14 protein-coding genes are annotated in these 16,329 nt (G+C 50.1%); 7 read left to right on the top strand and 7 right to left on the bottom strand.

The features are described from left to right. Positions 1 to 31 precede the first annotated feature (31 nt). The 4 genes from ACYQ2L_RS00675 to ACYQ2L_RS00660 all read left to right on the top strand — a co-directional run bounded on the left by ACYQ2L_RS00675 (position 32) and on the right by ACYQ2L_RS00660 (position 3,757). A complete protein-coding gene (locus tag ACYQ2L_RS00675; RefSeq protein WP_460049971.1) occupies positions 32 to 805 on the top strand; it encodes a DUF4097 family beta strand repeat-containing protein in 774 nt (257 codons plus the stop codon). A 73-nt stretch (positions 806 to 878) separates the two neighbouring features. After that, a complete protein-coding gene (locus ACYQ2L_RS00670; RefSeq protein ID WP_460049969.1) occupies positions 879 to 1,733 on the top strand; it encodes an SDR family oxidoreductase in 855 nt (284 codons plus the stop codon). Between the two features lie 66 nt (positions 1,734 to 1,799). Further along, positions 1,800 to 2,390, top strand: a complete 591-nt coding sequence (locus ACYQ2L_RS00665) for a TetR/AcrR family transcriptional regulator (protein WP_460049967.1) — start codon at positions 1,800 to 1,802, stop codon at positions 2,388 to 2,390. Then, complete coding sequence (locus ACYQ2L_RS00660) at positions 2,387 to 3,757, top strand: alpha-amylase family glycosyl hydrolase (protein WP_460049965.1); 1,371 nt, start codon at positions 2,387 to 2,389, stop codon at positions 3,755 to 3,757. Before ACYQ2L_RS00665 ends, ACYQ2L_RS00660 begins: the two co-directional genes overlap by 4 nt. 3 nt (positions 3,758 to 3,760) lie before the next feature. Here the strand turns inward: ACYQ2L_RS00660 and ACYQ2L_RS00655 are convergent, their stop codons facing one another. The 7 genes from ACYQ2L_RS00655 to ACYQ2L_RS00625 form a co-directional block, all read right to left on the bottom strand. Further along, positions 3,761 to 4,585, bottom strand: a complete 825-nt coding sequence (locus tag ACYQ2L_RS00655) for an alpha/beta hydrolase (protein ID WP_460049963.1) — start codon at positions 4,583 to 4,585, stop codon at positions 3,761 to 3,763. Next, the gene (locus ACYQ2L_RS00650) at positions 4,585 to 5,070 is read right to left on the bottom strand and encodes a hypothetical protein (RefSeq protein WP_460049961.1); all 486 of its coding nucleotides are present in this window, start codon (positions 5,068 to 5,070) and stop codon (positions 4,585 to 4,587) included. The genes ACYQ2L_RS00655 and ACYQ2L_RS00650 overlap by 1 nt, the downstream gene beginning before the upstream one ends. Before the next feature lie 273 nt (positions 5,071 to 5,343). Beyond that, positions 5,344 to 7,443: a PP2C family protein-serine/threonine phosphatase gene (locus tag ACYQ2L_RS00645; RefSeq protein WP_460049959.1), complete on the bottom strand. Its 2,100-nt coding sequence runs from the start codon at positions 7,441 to 7,443 to the stop codon at positions 5,344 to 5,346. Between the two features lie 32 nt (positions 7,444 to 7,475). Next, the gene (locus tag ACYQ2L_RS00640) at positions 7,476 to 8,585 is read right to left on the bottom strand and encodes a methyl-accepting chemotaxis protein (RefSeq protein ID WP_460049957.1); all 1,110 of its coding nucleotides are present in this window, start codon (positions 8,583 to 8,585) and stop codon (positions 7,476 to 7,478) included. 14 nt (positions 8,586 to 8,599) lie between these two features. Continuing rightward, positions 8,600 to 8,974: a hypothetical protein gene (locus tag ACYQ2L_RS00635; RefSeq protein WP_460049955.1), complete on the bottom strand. Its 375-nt coding sequence runs from the start codon at positions 8,972 to 8,974 to the stop codon at positions 8,600 to 8,602. Between the two features lie 3 nt (positions 8,975 to 8,977). After that, positions 8,978 to 9,463, bottom strand: a complete 486-nt coding sequence (locus ACYQ2L_RS00630; RefSeq protein ID WP_460049953.1) for an ATP-binding protein — start codon at positions 9,461 to 9,463, stop codon at positions 8,978 to 8,980. A 35-nt stretch (positions 9,464 to 9,498) separates the two neighbouring features. Further along, positions 9,499 to 9,789 carry a sll1863 family stress response protein gene (locus ACYQ2L_RS00625; RefSeq protein WP_460049951.1) on the bottom strand — a complete coding sequence of 97 codons (291 nt, stop codon included), beginning with the start codon at positions 9,787 to 9,789 and terminating at the stop codon, positions 9,499 to 9,501. A gap of 71 nt (positions 9,790 to 9,860) precedes the next feature. On the opposite strand from ACYQ2L_RS00625, the gene ACYQ2L_RS00620 reads away from it, so the two are divergent. The 3 genes from ACYQ2L_RS00620 to ACYQ2L_RS00610 all read left to right on the top strand — a co-directional run bounded on the left by ACYQ2L_RS00620 (position 9,861) and on the right by ACYQ2L_RS00610 (position 16,288). Further along, the gene (locus tag ACYQ2L_RS00620; protein WP_460049949.1) at positions 9,861 to 10,499 is read left to right on the top strand and encodes an alpha/beta hydrolase; all 639 of its coding nucleotides are present in this window, start codon (positions 9,861 to 9,863) and stop codon (positions 10,497 to 10,499) included. A 63-nt stretch (positions 10,500 to 10,562) separates the two neighbouring features. Further along, positions 10,563 to 12,545, top strand: coding sequence for a 4-alpha-glucanotransferase (locus ACYQ2L_RS00615; RefSeq protein ID WP_460049947.1), 1,983 nt, complete (start codon positions 10,563 to 10,565; stop codon positions 12,543 to 12,545). Next, positions 12,545 to 16,288 carry an alpha-amylase family glycosyl hydrolase gene (locus ACYQ2L_RS00610; RefSeq protein WP_460049945.1) on the top strand — a complete coding sequence of 1,248 codons (3,744 nt, stop codon included), beginning with the start codon at positions 12,545 to 12,547 and terminating at the stop codon, positions 16,286 to 16,288. Before ACYQ2L_RS00615 ends, ACYQ2L_RS00610 begins: the two co-directional genes overlap by 1 nt. Positions 16,289 to 16,329 lie beyond the last annotated feature (41 nt).

Genomic DNA, 16,329 nt, shown 5'->3' with positions numbered 1-16,329 from the left:
TGACAGGTGTTTAATCTGTCAGGAGAATCCCATGAAAAAAACAACTATTATATTACTGTCTGTATTAGCAGTTCTGTTCAGCAGCTGCGTAATGCTTCCAATGGATTATGAAGACAGCTTTTCCAGGCTGTACACTGCAGAAGATTATCAGCTTGTTTCTATCCAGAACATAAGCGGTTCGGTAACAGTGCGGCAAACGGACGATGCCTTTATTACTGTGAGCGGATTGAAATCCTCATACACCAGAGAAGGTCTTGAGGCCATATCCATTCTTGAAGGTAGCCCGATCGATCACCATAGCGGAGAAAAGGAACTGCACATTACCACCATGTTCCATTCAGGTGACTATGGCAACATGCAGGTGCACTATGAAATACGCGTGCCGGAAAACACCAGACTGATCATTAAAAACGACACCGGAAATGTAGTTCTGAGAGGTGGTCTGCAGCTTGATAGCTTACGTATAATCACCGGAAATGCAGACATCCGTGACCTGGTATCTGCCAGAGACATACAGGTCACGACCGGAAAAATCCGGGTCATGGATACAGCCCTTACCGGGAATATGAAAGTACAAACCGGAGATATAGATGCAGAAATCCGTTCGCTCAGCAGCAACAGCCAGCTTTCTGTTTCTACAGGCAAGCTGCATGTGCACCTGCACCGGGAGCTGAATGCCAGTATCCAGACCTCAATCCAGACCGGAAGCACAAACATTCAAGCCGTAACTTCCAACGGCCCATATCAGCTGAGCCTGCAATGTTCGACCGGTGAAATCGTAGTCAGACAACTGGAAACGGACTGAGGCTTCAGAATCATCCCTTCATGACTTATTGCCCCTTTGTCCAATCTGCAATACATTCTGGACAGGGGGCTGCATGTCTTTTGCAACAGGGAAAAAAATTATTATTACCGGAGCCAATTCCGGCATAGGATTTGAAACAGCCAGAAAACTTGCAGCATTCGGTGCAGAAGTTATTATGGTTTGCCGCAGCCAGGAACGGGGTAAGGCTGCTCTGGATGCTATTCAGTCAGAGGATCCCGATGCCGATCTGACCCTGCTTCTGGCCGACCTCAGCAGCAAGCGCTCAACCGAGGAATTAATCGCAAACCTGCATGGTGCCTATAAAAGCATAGATATTCTGATCAATAACGCCGGGGCGATGATCTACGACCGCCGTACCAGCGAAGACGGAATAGAATATACTTTTGCACTGAATCATCTCGGTCCCTTCCGTCTAAGCACCGGAATCATGGATCTCCTCAAGAAAGCTCCGGAAGCTCGAATAATTAATGTCTCGTCCGATGCACATCGCTTCAGCAAGATAGAGAAACCCGAGGATCTCCGCGCACTGCTGAATCCCCTGCGGTACCGAGGTTTCCCGGTATACTGCAACAGCAAACTGGCGAACATCCTTTTCACCAGAGAGCTCGCGCGGCGCACGAAAGGCAGCAATGTTTCCACGGCCGCGCTTCACCCGGGTTTTATCAGGACCAACTTCGGCGGTATCCAGAATAAAAAGAAATTTTCTGCCCTTGTTTTTCAGACCATAGCAGCTCTGTTTGCCGGCAGCCCGGAGCGAGGCGCAGCCACTTCTGTCCATCTTGCAGATACCGATAAGATCAGCTCCGGCCTGTATTATGCCAGGGAAAAACCGGTAATTCCTAGCCGCGCCTCACGTAACGATATCCTGGCAGCAGAGCTGTGGAAAATCAGTGAGGAACTCTGCTGACCAAAATCTTCTGTAACCCAGCACAGCACCCTTGACCCTCACTATACCGATCGGTATAGTGAGGGCATGCTTCAGGAACCGACATACGAACAGGATAACCGCCGGAGAATCATGCACGAGGCTCTTCGTTTATTCACCGACCAGGGCTATGACGCCGTCGGTGTTCAGCTGCTATGCAGTACAGCGGGGATAAGCAAACCAACCCTCTACCATTATTTCGGAAACAAGCGGGGCCTGCTGGATGCTGTTATCCAGGACATCCACGCAAGATGGAGCTCGGAGCTACAGCCAGCCCTCGCCTACGAAGGTGATCTACCCGGAACTCTCAGCAGGATCATCCGGGCAGTTCTTGAACTGGCAGCCTCAGATCCGGAATCTCTGCAGCTTATACTAACATTGCAGTATGCTGCACGGAGCAGTGAGAGCCGCCGGGCAGCGGACAGCCTGCTTGCTGAACTGAGGACCGCGTTTGAACGACTATTTGAGAAAGCATCAGCACAGCACGGAAACATGAAGGGCCGACACAAGGCCTATGCTCTCAGCTTCCTGGCAGTAATCTTCGCATACGCAGAACTGATACTCAATGGCGACCTGCAGATGCAGGACGAGCTGCCGCATCAGATTATGCACCAATTTTCACACGGGATATATTCATGACAGACACACCAAAGACAGAGACATGGCACGATGGTGCCGTTTTTTACCATATCTACCCCCTCGGATTCTGTGGATCGGAAGGCCTGCAGAAAATCATCGATCAGGTTCCTCATATCAAGGACCTCGGCTGTGAAGCGGTCTATCTCGGTCCTGTTTTTGCAAGCAGTAAACATGGCTATGATACTGCAGATTATTTTCGTATCGATCCCAGGCTTGGTACCGAGAGTGATTTTATCCGTCTTGCAGACTCACTGCACGCGGCTGGTATCCGAATCGTACTGGATGGGGTTTTCAACCATGTCGGGAGAGACTTCTGGGCATTCAAAAAGCTGCTGGAGGAAGGATCTGAATCACAGTACAGAGACTGGTTCTGCGATGTGGACTTCTCTGAAAAAAGCCCCTATGGAGATCCCTTCAGCTACAAGGGCTGGGAAGGACACTTCGATCTGGTAACACTGAACCTGCATCATGCCCCGCTTCGAGAGCATCTGTTCCAGGCTGTCGACTGGATGATTGATGTCCTGGGCATAGATGGATTACGGCTGGATGTGGCATATTGTCTCCCCGACTGGTTTCTGAGGGATCTACGTATGCATGTAAACCAGAAGAAAAAGGATTTCTATTTACTTGGTGAAGTCATTCACGGTAACTACGCGGAATATCTGGGTGCTGACATGCTCGACTCGGTTACTAACTACGAATGCTACAAGGGCTTGTGGTCTTCGCTGAACGATGCCAACTATTTCGAGATTGCCTACTCACTGAAACGTCAGTTCGGTACAGAAGGAATCAGCAAAGGGTATCATCTCTACTCATTTGTCGAGAACCATGACGTTGATCGAGCAGCATCCCTGCTCAACACACAGGCACATCTATATCCTCTATACGGTATGCTGATGACCATGCCCGGAAGCCCCGCAATCTATTATGGTGGAGAACTTGCAGCGGGAGGAATAAAAACAAACGGAGACGATTCGCCCCTGCGCCCAGCCTGGTCAGATCTTCCGGATATCAACTCATTAAAGGTTCCGGATAAAGGAATAAATCTCCGGAATTTCATACGCGAGTTAAGCGCTGCCCGCAAGGTCTGTCCGGCCCTTGAGAGCGGTGCCTACAGGGAACTGCACGTGAGTCACCAGGCCATGGCCTTTCTCAGAATCAAGGATTCAGATTCGCCAGGACAGAACTCGGCAGCCGTGGCCGCCTTCAATGCTTCCGGAGATAAAGTTGAAATGGAAATTACCGGCGTTCCCGGCAGCATGGCACGCAGCCTTCTTCAGGATGAAGGCTGCATAGAAATAAGGGAAGGCAGAATGCAGCTTGAGCTGCCTGCATACGGGACTGCAGTTCTGCAGCTATTCAATTAGGAATCATGCTTTCAGCATGAACCCCAGGGGGATTCCAACGCGGTTCTGCCATGCCTGCTCGTCATGACCGGTTCCCTTGAAGATACGCGTAACCCAGTCCTCTCCGCTGCGGTAACCCCGGTCGACGAGTATTTCGTCGGCCTGCATCTGATACTCGGCATATTCCTGATCGAGATCCAGAGTGCCATGGTCGAAATACAGACGGTGCGCACCAGGGTCCGGAAGAAAATGATGCATATACTCCAGCATGCAGCCACCGCCGATTGGCCAGTGTGTTGAAATGCAGGCTGCAGCTGCAAAGATTTGCGGGTACTGACAGAGAGCATACAGGGAGATCAGGCCTCCCATGCTTGAACCCAATATGAAAGTATTGTCCCTGTCAGAGAGGCTACGGAAGCTCGAGTCTATGGTCGGCTTGAGAGCGCTTACCAGCCAGTCGAGATAGGCATCGGATAAGGGCGCTCCGCCATTTTCCAGCACGAACAACTGACGCTCTTCTTCATCAATCAAGGCGGCGTTCGGCATGTAGTCACGACGGCGTTGAGGACCGGAATTCCAGACAGCGACAACAATCGCCTTCTTCCCGAGTTCTGATAATGCACGGTCAATTTCCCAGGAAGTACCAGCAAATGACAGATCAGGAAAAAAGGCATTCTGTCCGTCATGCATGTAGATTACAGGATAGCGTTCCCCGCTCGATTCCGGGTCAGCATAGGAAGGTGGCAGTAATACATCCACATGTCGCTCAGCTATGAGCCCCGTCGTCAGATCAGGCAGCCGTACTATTGAACCAAATGGACCATCTTCCCTCAAAACCTCGAGATCCATTACTTCTGAACCTGTATGTGATGCAAGGCTGCCGGAATAGTCCTGATTCTGAGCTTGCCGTTCTCCTCATACATAACTCTCATCTCGACCCTGGCCTCGCATTTCTTGCCACCTACCTTGATCTGGGCCGGAGCGTCTGCCAGAAGAGCTGCATACAGACTGTCAATTTCAGCTTTCCGCTGTTTGAGAATCTCACTGGTGTTCCGTGTCCGTTTTCTTCTGGATTTTCTGAGTTCCGGGTTAGCATCTATTGTTTCCCGGAGTTGAAGCAGTACCTTCAGCATTTCGTCGGTAACCTCGGTGCGGCCGATCTTGCCGGAGACTGCTTTATCCTTGATCTGTGCAAGGCTTAGGCCATCTGTTTTATTAAGCAAATCGATAAAAACAGATTTTGCGAATTCGATTTTACCTTTTGAATCAGAATTGATTCTTTTCTGATCGACCGCTGTATCTATAACACGATCAATTTTGTCCTGATATTTCATTCGTCACTCCCTTACAGTAATTTTTTTCTTAACTAAATTATACTCATAAAATAGACGTGAATACAATTAAAAAGAAGAATTTTGCGGCTTTAATTCTCAAGTCTGAGAAAGGCATCTCGAGCAGTCCCAAAAGGGCACCATGACTGTTACATAGATACCTTCTTTATCATAATTCAACTCAAAACAACACTAAAAAATAAAAAATAAGGCGCTCTTTTCTGACTACTCAGGAAGGAGCGCCTCATTTTTATACCTGGTCGGCAAATCAGTTGATCAGCTGGTCTTCTTGACCACCATAAGTGTAATATCATCCGAGAAATGATTATCGTGCTTTGCAAGATCGCCATTCAAGGCAAAATTACGGACCGCCTCTCTCAAGGCTTCCACGATCACTTCAGGTTCTGCGTCACAATTGTTCAGTAGAACTTCGGACATTCTTGGTATGCCGAACTGCTCGTTTTTACTGTCCATCGCTTCGATAATACCGTCGGTATACAGAAGCAGGACGTCACCGTCACTCATGTCGACCGCACCGGTTGAACTGGAGGCATCCACATGCTCGGAAATTCCGAGATATCCTGTCCTCTGTACCATTCCACGTATTTCATTAACCTTTTTACTCTTTGCAGAATACAGCAGTGCTATCTCATGAGCACCTGCATGCTCGATCTTTCCATCTTTCTGGAAGAGATAATTGCCGGTCATGAATTTATCGCTGCCAATCCGATCGCGGTTAATGGTACAGAGCACCTGATTGACAATATTATAGAGCGAATCTACCGGAAGCTGTTTCTTGAGCGTGCTTGCAGCCCTGACTGCTCCATGCAGTGAAGCCATCTGAATCAGCGTCATAATACCTGAGGGAAGTCCATGACCGGAAACATCTCCGATCGCCAGATAATTCCCTTCTTCAGTGGGGATCCAGTCATATACATCCCCACCGACTTCGGTGGCAGTCTCCATGGACGCCGCAATGCGGTAACCGGGAATCGAGAATTCCTTCGGTACAATAGATGTCTGAATATTCTTGGCAATTTCCATTTCACCCTGTAAACGGTTCCGCTCTTCCTGTTTCTGCTTACCATCAATAATATTAAAAATAGTACTCAGGTTGTTGGCAAATGTGCGGAGGTTCCGGTCTTCCTGGGGGAATAAATCATGAAAACTGTCCTTGAAAACCATTACACAGCCGGTTATGTTCTCACGGTCAACCACGGGGTAAACGGCAATAAAACTGACCAGGCCCTGGAAACAGGCAGGTATATCATAGATCTTGACCGGCTCCCTGGTCTCCACCAAACTCCGCATATAGCTCATACCGAACTGTTTGCTGGAATCCTCTGACTGGGTTTTCAGTTTGCGTAGATTGAATTTCTGATCCCGTATCTTGTTTACCAGCTGTTCCCTGTTGAGCTTCCGTATGGTGTCGATTTCATACAGCGGGATGCAGTAGCCATAGGTATAATCATCGGACTCGCAGACCAGATCATCGCCAATCCGGCGGTACACGGCGGCTCCGGTAATGCTGTACTGAGGAAGAGTTGCTTCCCTCTGGGTCTGTTCAACCGCAGACTGAAACATGCTTTCTACCACAGTATGATCCTGGTGTACCGGAGTATGGATTATCCTGTCTACGAGTTCATTACGTACCCGAATAGTATCCTGAAGCTTGCTGAACAGATCATTGAGGTGAATAAAGCGTGCGAAGAAGTACTCCTGGAATACGCGGTATAGATACACTACATGTATAATCACAAACCACACGAAGAAATGCTGGCGCCCCATAGCCACTGCCGCAAATACCGCCAGCAGCGAAACCGTACCGACAGCTGTAATGGTAAATGTCTTCCGTCGAATTACGCCGGCCTGAAACTGGAACAGCTCCAGGTATGCCAACATAGCAAACCAGAATAATCCCAGGAGCAGCGCCGCAGCAATCAAGCCTGTAGGCACAAACTGATCCATTCCGAAGAGCAGATGCAGGCCTTCCAGAACAACGGCAAGCAGCACTGCTGCCAGAATAATCATTGCCGGCGGAAAGAGTTTCCTGAATTGATTCGAGGTTTCCTCTTCGAAGAACGAGTCACGTATACGCTGAAAATGGATCGAGTACTCAAGCAGAATTACGGAACAGGCATACAGAGCAGCTGAGGCACCGGACAGAAAAATGAACCAGTTCCCGGTCTTCGGCAGCAGTTCCAGGTACGCTACGAGGCTCAGAAGCCCGGCTGCACCCATACACAAAACAGAATTCCGTAGAAGTTTCGGGCGCTTGCCGAATTCCTCCCTCCTGCGAATCTCCAGCCACAGCGGTAGTACTGCCAGCAGTACAATCGGGTATGAAAGTAGTGCCAGTTCAACAAACCTATACATCCTCAGCCTCCTCTTTATTTCTTACATTATCCTCATTGCACATGACCATCCAGTAATTCACGGATTCTGGAAACAAGATTTCCGGTAGATTCGGTCACCGAAGATTCCGAATCCATGTCCCTGAGTTCATCATCCAGACGATTGTACATATCCTCAATCTGCTGCAGTACATCCGTCTGCTGCTGGATTTTCTCCTTTGACTCTGTGCTCACGGTATGAACCACCTCAACCGCTAGCTGAACTCCCTGCAGGGCACCGGCAACGGACATAAGACTCTTTGTCTCCTCAGCAGCGGCTTGATCAGCCTGCTGTGTATCCAGACTTACGGTGCTTATTGTGCCCTGTATTTCCTTGATCGAGCTGGAAATCTCCTGAAGCGAGTTTTCCGTTTCATGAGAGAGATTCCTGATTTCCTTTGCAACTACCTCAAATCCCTTCCCATGGATTCCGGCTCTGGCAGAAACAATGGATGCATTCATTGAAAGCACCTGAATCTGTGAGGAGATATCTGACATAAGGTCCAGAATCCGGCTGATCTTCTTGGATTGCTCCTCGAGGAAGGCTGTATTCTGCAGGGATTGCTGCAGACTCTGATTAATGTTTTCGATTCCCTTCTGGACCTTGGCCGCCAGGGAAAAGGCATTGGATGCTGTTTTGCTCAGGTTGTCAGAAATATCATAGGATCTGTTCACATTCTGAAGAATCTGTTGGGTATCTTTCTTTAAATTTCCAAGTCTGGGACGCAGCTCATCCTCGGTAATATGCCGAACCCGAACGAGTTGCGGGGAATGGGTATTCCGGGATGCCTCTACCTCTGCCTCCAGCTCTTTCAGCAGTTGCAGAATTTCCGCAACGGAAGCCTCACTCACGGAAGATGTCAAGGCGGCAGGTTCTGCCTCATCAATTTCTTCGATTTCACTGGAAGGAAGTTCACTATCCCCGGTCTCAATTGTTTCTGTACTTGATCCGCTTCCTGCCTGGTCCACTACAGAGGAGCTATGCTGCCTGATTATAAAAAACACAAGCACTGCAAAACCGGCTGTGGAGAATACAGCAAAAAAAACCGGCGGGAGAAGTATTCCCACCGCCAGATTCAGGATCCAGAAACTGATAGTAATAGCTGAAAGAACAGAACGTTTCATTCCGGCTTCACTATTCAGACTATTTCCACTGCACCTGGAACAAGATAGGTGAGTGTCGGAAGGCTGGTAGCCTGCCAGGTTATATCGGGATTATGCTTGAGCTTGATCACATATTTCTGATCATCACCAAGCGCAGCAAGCTGCATGATCCATTTGGATATGGCCTTGATTCCGCTGGAATTCAGGAAATTCAGAGAAGTAACATCGACCTGGATTTCCTTCAGTCCGTTTGCAAGCATCCCCTCATGAGTCTTGGTGAAAAAGGGATCCAGTATAGTACTCGGATCTTCCATATCAATATCACCAATAAATGTCAGTTGTGCAGGGCTGTCCTGTACATCAATTTTCAGCCGTTCAACCTGAACGGCATCTACGCCTAATTTACCCATAACCTAACCTTCCATTTCCACGTCGATGTCCAGCCGAACTGTAACCACGTGATCATCTGATATATCGAGCTGTATGTCTGCTCCCACCTCATGCCGGATTCGCGCAAGCCCGAGCTGACTTTTACCGTCAGTTCGTACGGTTGCTTCACGCATCATTTCAATGTAAACCTGTAAAGGATCACCGGAATTGACACGCTTGTAGATCGCGCGCAATTCTTCTTCACGGCCCGGTTCAGTTTTGTTTGAGACAGCGACAACTATTTTCCCGTCCTCCGGCTTGACTTCCAGTCGAACCCTGGTGTCATCCCCAGCAGAATACTTGACGGCATTCTCCAGAAGCTCACTGACAGCCATTGCGATCTTGTCCGCCTTTACCTGGCCGGCCAGGCCGACTGCGATGAAGTTCTGAACATAGCTTCTGGTAACAGATATATACTTCCAGCAGGGGCCGAACTTGATGTCCACATAGGCATGCTCTGATGTACTCATGTGCTCTCCTTTTTTATATATTCGTCAGTATAACATTAATCCTTAAATCTTGTTAGTGCTGATCTGAAAGAATCATTTATAGATTTCCATGCTTGTTCCAGTCCGTCCTTCATATCCTCGAATGCTTCGGAACTGGCGGACTGAAGATCACGGAGGTCATTACGTGCAGAATCCCGTTGTTTCTTCAAGTCCTGCAGCTGTTCCTGCAGCTTGATTTTCGCATCAGCTTCGACTTTTTCAGCCTGGGCCTCAAGCTCATCTATAGATTTGTTCCACTCATCCAGCCTGGTTTTCAGCTTCTGGATTAATTCTTCTCGCGCTGACATAGCACCTCCTGTTCTTAGTATAGTACTATGTATGCGATATCGCCAAACTTTATTATCGTCCAGGAGGATATATGAACAAACCGCATCACCCCTTTTCTACTGAAGCAGCAGGCGTCCCCTTCCAGAAGGCAGATGGAGCAGTCATTTTGCTGCATGGACGGGGATCCAACGCCCGTGAAATACTCCACCTTCGGGATTATCTCGATGGTGTAGACAATCTGCATTTTGTCGCCCCGCAGGCTGCAGGCAACTCCTGGTATCCAGAAAGCTTTCTATCTCCCCTGGCTGAAAATGCAATCCACCTCGACGATGCGCTGCGTGTAGTAGACAGTCTGGTACACCAGTTCCTGCAGGCAGGCATGACACAGGAAAAAATCTTTCTCGGCGGATTCTCTCAGGGCGCCTGTCTGGCCGCGGAATACCTGTGCCGTAATCCCCGGCGCTTTGGCGGGGTCTTCTGTCTGGCCGGAGGCCTGATCGGCGATGATTCAACTGAATGGAATTCAAGCGGTTCTGCTGTCGGAACACCGGTGTATCTTGCCTGCGCCGAAGAGGATCCATATATACCTCTCAGTCGGGTTCACCGCACAAAAAGCCAGCTTGAACTGCTTGACTGCAGAATTGACATGCATACATTTCCCGGAAAAGAGCACCGCGTTACTGAAGCGGAGCTGCATGCGATAGAATCTATGCTGAATCACCTGGGTTAACCTTTTCAATACGCCTCCTATGCACCTATAATGGAGTATACACAGAAGGAGGAGCTGTACAACATGAAATTTCCCGGCTTTACACACTATTTAACCGGTATAGCAGTGCCCGTTTCGGCACTGCGAAGCCCGGACAGTCTCGGATGCGGAGAATTCGCAGATCTGCCTGCCCTGGCAGAATGGAGCAAGTCCGCAGGACTTGAAGTAATCCAGTTGCTGCCGATCAACGACACCGGCTCACAGAGCTCACCTTATTTCGCACTGAGTGCCTTTGCACTGCACCCCATTTATCTGCGAATACAGGATCTACCGGAGCTTGAAACGGACAAAGAGCTTTCAAAAAAAATCAAGGCTTCTATTTCCCGTTCAAAAAAGAGTCTGAACTCCAGTGAACGCATGGATTACGAAGGAACCCTGACGATCAAGCAGAAACTTGCCCGCAGGATTTTTGATGAGCATTCAGAGCGTATTATTCCTTCCGGCGAGCTTGCAGAATGGATTGAGAACAACTCATGGGTGCGGGAATATGCAGTCTTCCGGGTACTGAAATCACAGAACGAGGAACGTGGCTGGATTGAATGGAAATCCCTGCAGCACCCTGAACCAAAAGACATAAAAAAGCGATGGAACCAGAAAAATCTGCTTAACGAACACATGTATCAGGCATGGTTACAGATGCGTCTTGAACAGCAGATGACAGCAGCAGTCAATCGACTGGATGAGATGGATGTATTTCTCAAGGGAGATCTTCCTATCCTCATGAACGAGGACAGCGCCGATGTTTGGGCCCATCCTGACATCTTCATTACCCGCCTTCGTGCCGGTGCACCACCGGACATGTTTTCTGCAGACGGGCAGAACTGGGGCTTCCCGATCTATGACTGGGACACACTTGCAGAACAGGATTACAGCTGGTGGAAAGACAGGCTGCAGCAAGCCGAAAAATTCTATCATGCCTACAGAATTGATCATGTTCTCGGTTTTTTCCGGATCTGGGCGATTCCAGAGGCCAACCGGCTCGGAACACTCGGGTATTTCTATCCCTCTGCCTTTATTGCACAGGAGGAACTGAGACATCACGGCCTGGACAATGCCAGAATCCGCTGGCTTGCAGAGCCGCACATTACCGGTGACCAGATCAGGGAAGCATTCGGAGAATCAGCAGAAGACATAATCACTACTATATTCACCCGAATCTTCGACCAGGATCTGTTTACCTTCAGCAGTAAGATTCACGGAGAAAAGGTCTTTGATTCTATGCAGATCAGCCCTGAACAGAAGCAGATTCTACGTGACTGGTTCAAGGACCGGGCATTGATCGAAGTTGCTGACGGGGTCTATTCACCATCCTGGACTTTCCGTGAATGCTCACGGTATCAGCTGCTGTCTGACCACGAAAAGAATGCCATGGAGCACCTTGTTTCGAGCCACGCCAATCGATCGGAAGCCCTCTGGGAAGAGACCGGCCGCCGGCTGCTGAGCTTTATGAGTAACAGTGTCCGGATGCTCACCTGTGCGGAGGATCTCGGCGCAATTCCTGACTGTGTTCCGAACGTGCTGGGAGAGCTTGGAATACTGAGCCTCCGGATTCCCCGCTGGAGCCGTAACTGGGATGCCCCCGGCCAGCCCTACTATGCCCTTGAAGACTACCCGGCTCTCAGTGTCTGCACTCCTTCGGTTCATGATACCAGCACCACCAGGGAATGGTGGGAGCGTGAAGGAGACAGGGAGGGATTCTGGTACAGCCTCGGCTTCACCGATCCCTGCCCGAAAAGTTTCGATGCCGAAACAGCAGCATTGGTCTACTCACGCCTGCTTGAAGCAAACTCCCAGCTGTGCATGTTCCAGATCCAGGATCTTTTTGCCCTGGAACCCGGACTCAGGCTGGAAGATGCCGCACAGGAACGTATCAACATTCCCGGAACCCTCAATGATTTCAACTGGACCTACAGGATTCCGGTAGATATAACCAGCCTTCATGAATACGAGCTGCTGAACCAGAGAATCCGAGAACTAACCGGCCCCAGAGCCGAAAGGACAGTCTAATGTTGCGAGCCTACCATATTCACAGAGATTTCCGGCAGGAGTACGATCCGGACGGGAACAGAATCGGTATCTCAAGCGAGGAGTCAATGCTGAGCGGGGTACGTACCCCGGCCCTGCTCGCCTATGAGATGAACAGCCGGAGAAACATTGCGCTGCACCCGGAAAAGGCAGTATCAGCAGGAGAGCTGACTGCAATGTCGCTGCTCGATGAAATCTACTGCTATCTTATTGAACTTTACCAGGATCAGTATGGTGATGAGATCCTGAAAAACTGCATGCAGGAAATCGAGCAGCGGCTCGGCAGCACTGCTATGGAAAGGCTCCTGCTTACTTTTGCCGAAAATCACCCTCCATCGACAGTCTTCAGACAGGGAATCGGTCTCAAGGAATTTTTATCTTCTGTTCCCCGTGGAGCCTTTCCCGAGGAAAATGGCGCTGATCTGCTTCAGAAGGAATTGATGCTGGTGTACCTTGAGCAGGCCAACCCCGCACTGAAAAACTATGCAGAAATTTTCTCTGTTGAACAGGAATTGAATAAAACTTCGTACCAGAGTTTCACCAACCTGCTCCACGAAGTCTTTGCCGAGGTTCCGGAATTCGGACCGGATAATGAATATCTGATTGATATGCTCCGCGCCCCGGCTCTGAAATACCCTGATTCACTCTTCGACCAGCTCAGTTACATCCGTGGGCGTTGGGGATCCATGCTGGGAAGTCTTCTCGAGCGGCTCCTCCGCTCACTGGATAAATTGTCGGAAGAACTGAAGGGACGCGGTTTTGTCGGCGGAGGCAGCTCCGAGGTTCTGCACTTCGGAGATGGAACCGAAGATGAAGCAGAACGCTTCAGCATGGACCGGGACTGGATGCCGCGGGTTGTCCTGATGGCCAAAAGCACCCTTGTCTGGCTTGATCAGCTCAGTCGCTGGTATGGATACAGGATCACCAGGCTTGACCAGATCCCGGATCAGGAACTTGATCAGATGGCAGCGCGGGGAATAACCGGCTTATGGCTGATAGGACTCTGGCAGCGCTCACCTGCATCAAAAGAAATCAAGAGGCTCTGTGGAAATCCGGAAGCAGAAGCCAGTGCCTATTCACTGCTGAACTATGAAATAAGCAATGCCCTGGGAGGCTGGGACGCAGTTGCAAATCTGCGCCAGCGCTGTGCCCAGCGCGGAATCAGGCTCGCCAGCGACATGGTTCCGAATCACACCGGCATAGATTCAGACTGGGTTGAAAGCCATCCTGACTGGTACGTTCAGCTGGATCACTCACCCTTTCCCGGATACAGCTTCAACGGACAGAATCTGAGCCGAAGCCCGCATCTCACAGTACAGATTGAAGATCATTATTTTGACCGCAGCGACGCCAGTGTTGTATTCAAGCGGACAGACAACAACACCGGAGATGTACGCTACATCTACCACGGTAATGACGGCACCCACATGCCCTGGAATGACACAGCACAGCTTGACTTCATCAAACCTGAAGTGCGTGAAGCAGTAATTCAGACCATTCTGCATGTCGCCAGGAACTTTCCGATTATCCGCTTCGATGCTGCAATGACCCTGGCCAAGAAACATATACAGCGTCTGTGGTACCCGGCCCCTGGCAGCGGCGGCGACATTCCTTCACGCGCAGAACATGGACTGACCAGAGAGGAATTCGATGCCAGAATCCCCGAAGAGTTCTGGCGCGAAGTGGTTGACCGCGTAGCCCAGGAACTTCCCGACACCCTGCTGCTCGCTGAAGCATTCTGGATGATGGAAGGATACTTTGTCCGCAGCCTGGGCATGCACCGGGTTTATAACTCGGCTTTCATGCACATGCTCAAGAATGAAGACAACGACAAGTACCGTCAGACCATCAAGAACACCCTGGAATTCGATCCGGATATTCTCAAACGCTTCGTGAATTTCATGAACAACCCGGATGAGGAAACAGCTATAGCCCAATTCGGACGCGATGACAAATACTTCGGTGTCTGTACACTCATGATCACCATGCCGGGACTGCCTATGTTCGGTCATGGACAGATCGAGGGCTTCAGTGAGAAATACGGCATGGAATACAGCAAGGCCTACCACGATGAAGTCCCGGATGAGGGACTGGTGGCCAGACACGAGCATGATATTTTCCCGCTGGTCCGTAAACGCTATCTCTTTGCAGAAGTGGAAAACTTCCATCTCTATGATTTCTATACGAGTCATGGACATATCAATGAGAATGTCTATGCCTACAGCAATTCATACGGAGAAGAACGGGCGCTTGTGCTATTCAACAACTCATATGAATCAACCCAGGGATGGATCAAGGGATCAGCACCCTACACACGCAAAACTGCAGCCGGGAAACTGCCCAACCAGCGAACGGATCTCCCGCATGCCCTCCGCCTTCACGTTGGATCCCAGTGGTTCACTATCATGAAAGAGGTACGCAGCGGCCTGTGGTTCATCCGCCGGAGCAGCGAACTCTATCATGCCGGACTCTTCGCCAGTCTGCAGGGATATCAGTCCCAGGTCTTCATACAGATACATGAGGTTGAGGATACATCCAGTGCCCTCTACGCACGCCTGAATGACCGCTTGAATGGACATGGAACGCCAGACATCAATCGAGCTGTCCGCGATCTGTATCTCGAGCCGATACACGCGCCGATGGGTTGGGCCTGTCACTATGATGCCTTCCGTGCCATTCTGAGAGGCTGGAGCAGTCCGGAGATACCCGTTGATCAGGATCTTCTGAATGATCTTTCTGTGCGTTATGCGGATGCGGTGGACAGTCTACGGGGCTTCGATTCACGCTCATACGCACTTCCGGACAGGGAAACACTCAGTGCTGACCTACAGAAGGGATTATCCCTGCTGTATGCAGCCGAGAGAGCGAAAAAATCAACAGCCGCAAAAACCCTTCAGAAGGAACTTGAAAAGACTATAAGCAACGGTACCGAGATTCCCGACAGCTCGCATGCAGAGCGTCTGGCAATCCTCTTTTCACTGGCGTATCTGCTGCCACTGTCCCGGCGAATCCCACCGACAGAAAAAATCTGCAAGGATGCAGTGCACCCCTTCAGGGATACTGCGGCCCTGCTGCTGGAAGAATGGGATCTGGATCGTGTAATAGTCGGCAACGTAAAGGATGCACTCGGAGGAGACATCGACTTCGAGGATCTTGCCTACCGCGTCAGAACACGGTTACGCGTGATTCTCGGCTGGCTGCCCTACCTGCCCTGCACCCTAGCCGATCCCGGGCTGTGGGAAGTCAGAATTCTTGAAGGAATCCTTCAGGACATAGATGCTCACAGTCTGCTCGGCGTACACAGCTATGAAGGTGTTGTCTATTACCGCAAGGAAGGCTTCGAAAGCCTCACAGAAAACATGCTGCTCACCGGCTATTTTGCCTGTTTGTATGAATACCATAACGATGCCACGGCTCTCAGCCCGAGTGCCGGCGACCTGAAAACCCTCAGCAGGGTGATCAACAGCTGGCATACTGCCGAGCAGAATTCCGGCTACACCATCAGCGGACTGCTGGAACAGTTATCCGGCTCAGCTACTGCAAAGGCAGCCCCGAAGAGCACGGCAAAAACTTCAGGCAAGCCATCCGCAAAGACCGACAAGCCTGCGGCAAAAAAGCCTGCAGCAAAAAAACCGGCCGCGAAACCGGTGACTAAACCGTCAACTGCGAAAAAACCTGCTTCAAAAAGCGGGACAGAGAAAGGTAATAAGGAATCCTCGAAATAGGCTGACCTTTAATACCTGAGGGAAGACCGGCGGCATATAGC

The organism is Spirochaeta dissipatitropha (assembly GCF_054657935.1).
This window is presented reverse-complemented; position numbering and strand designations above follow the sequence as displayed.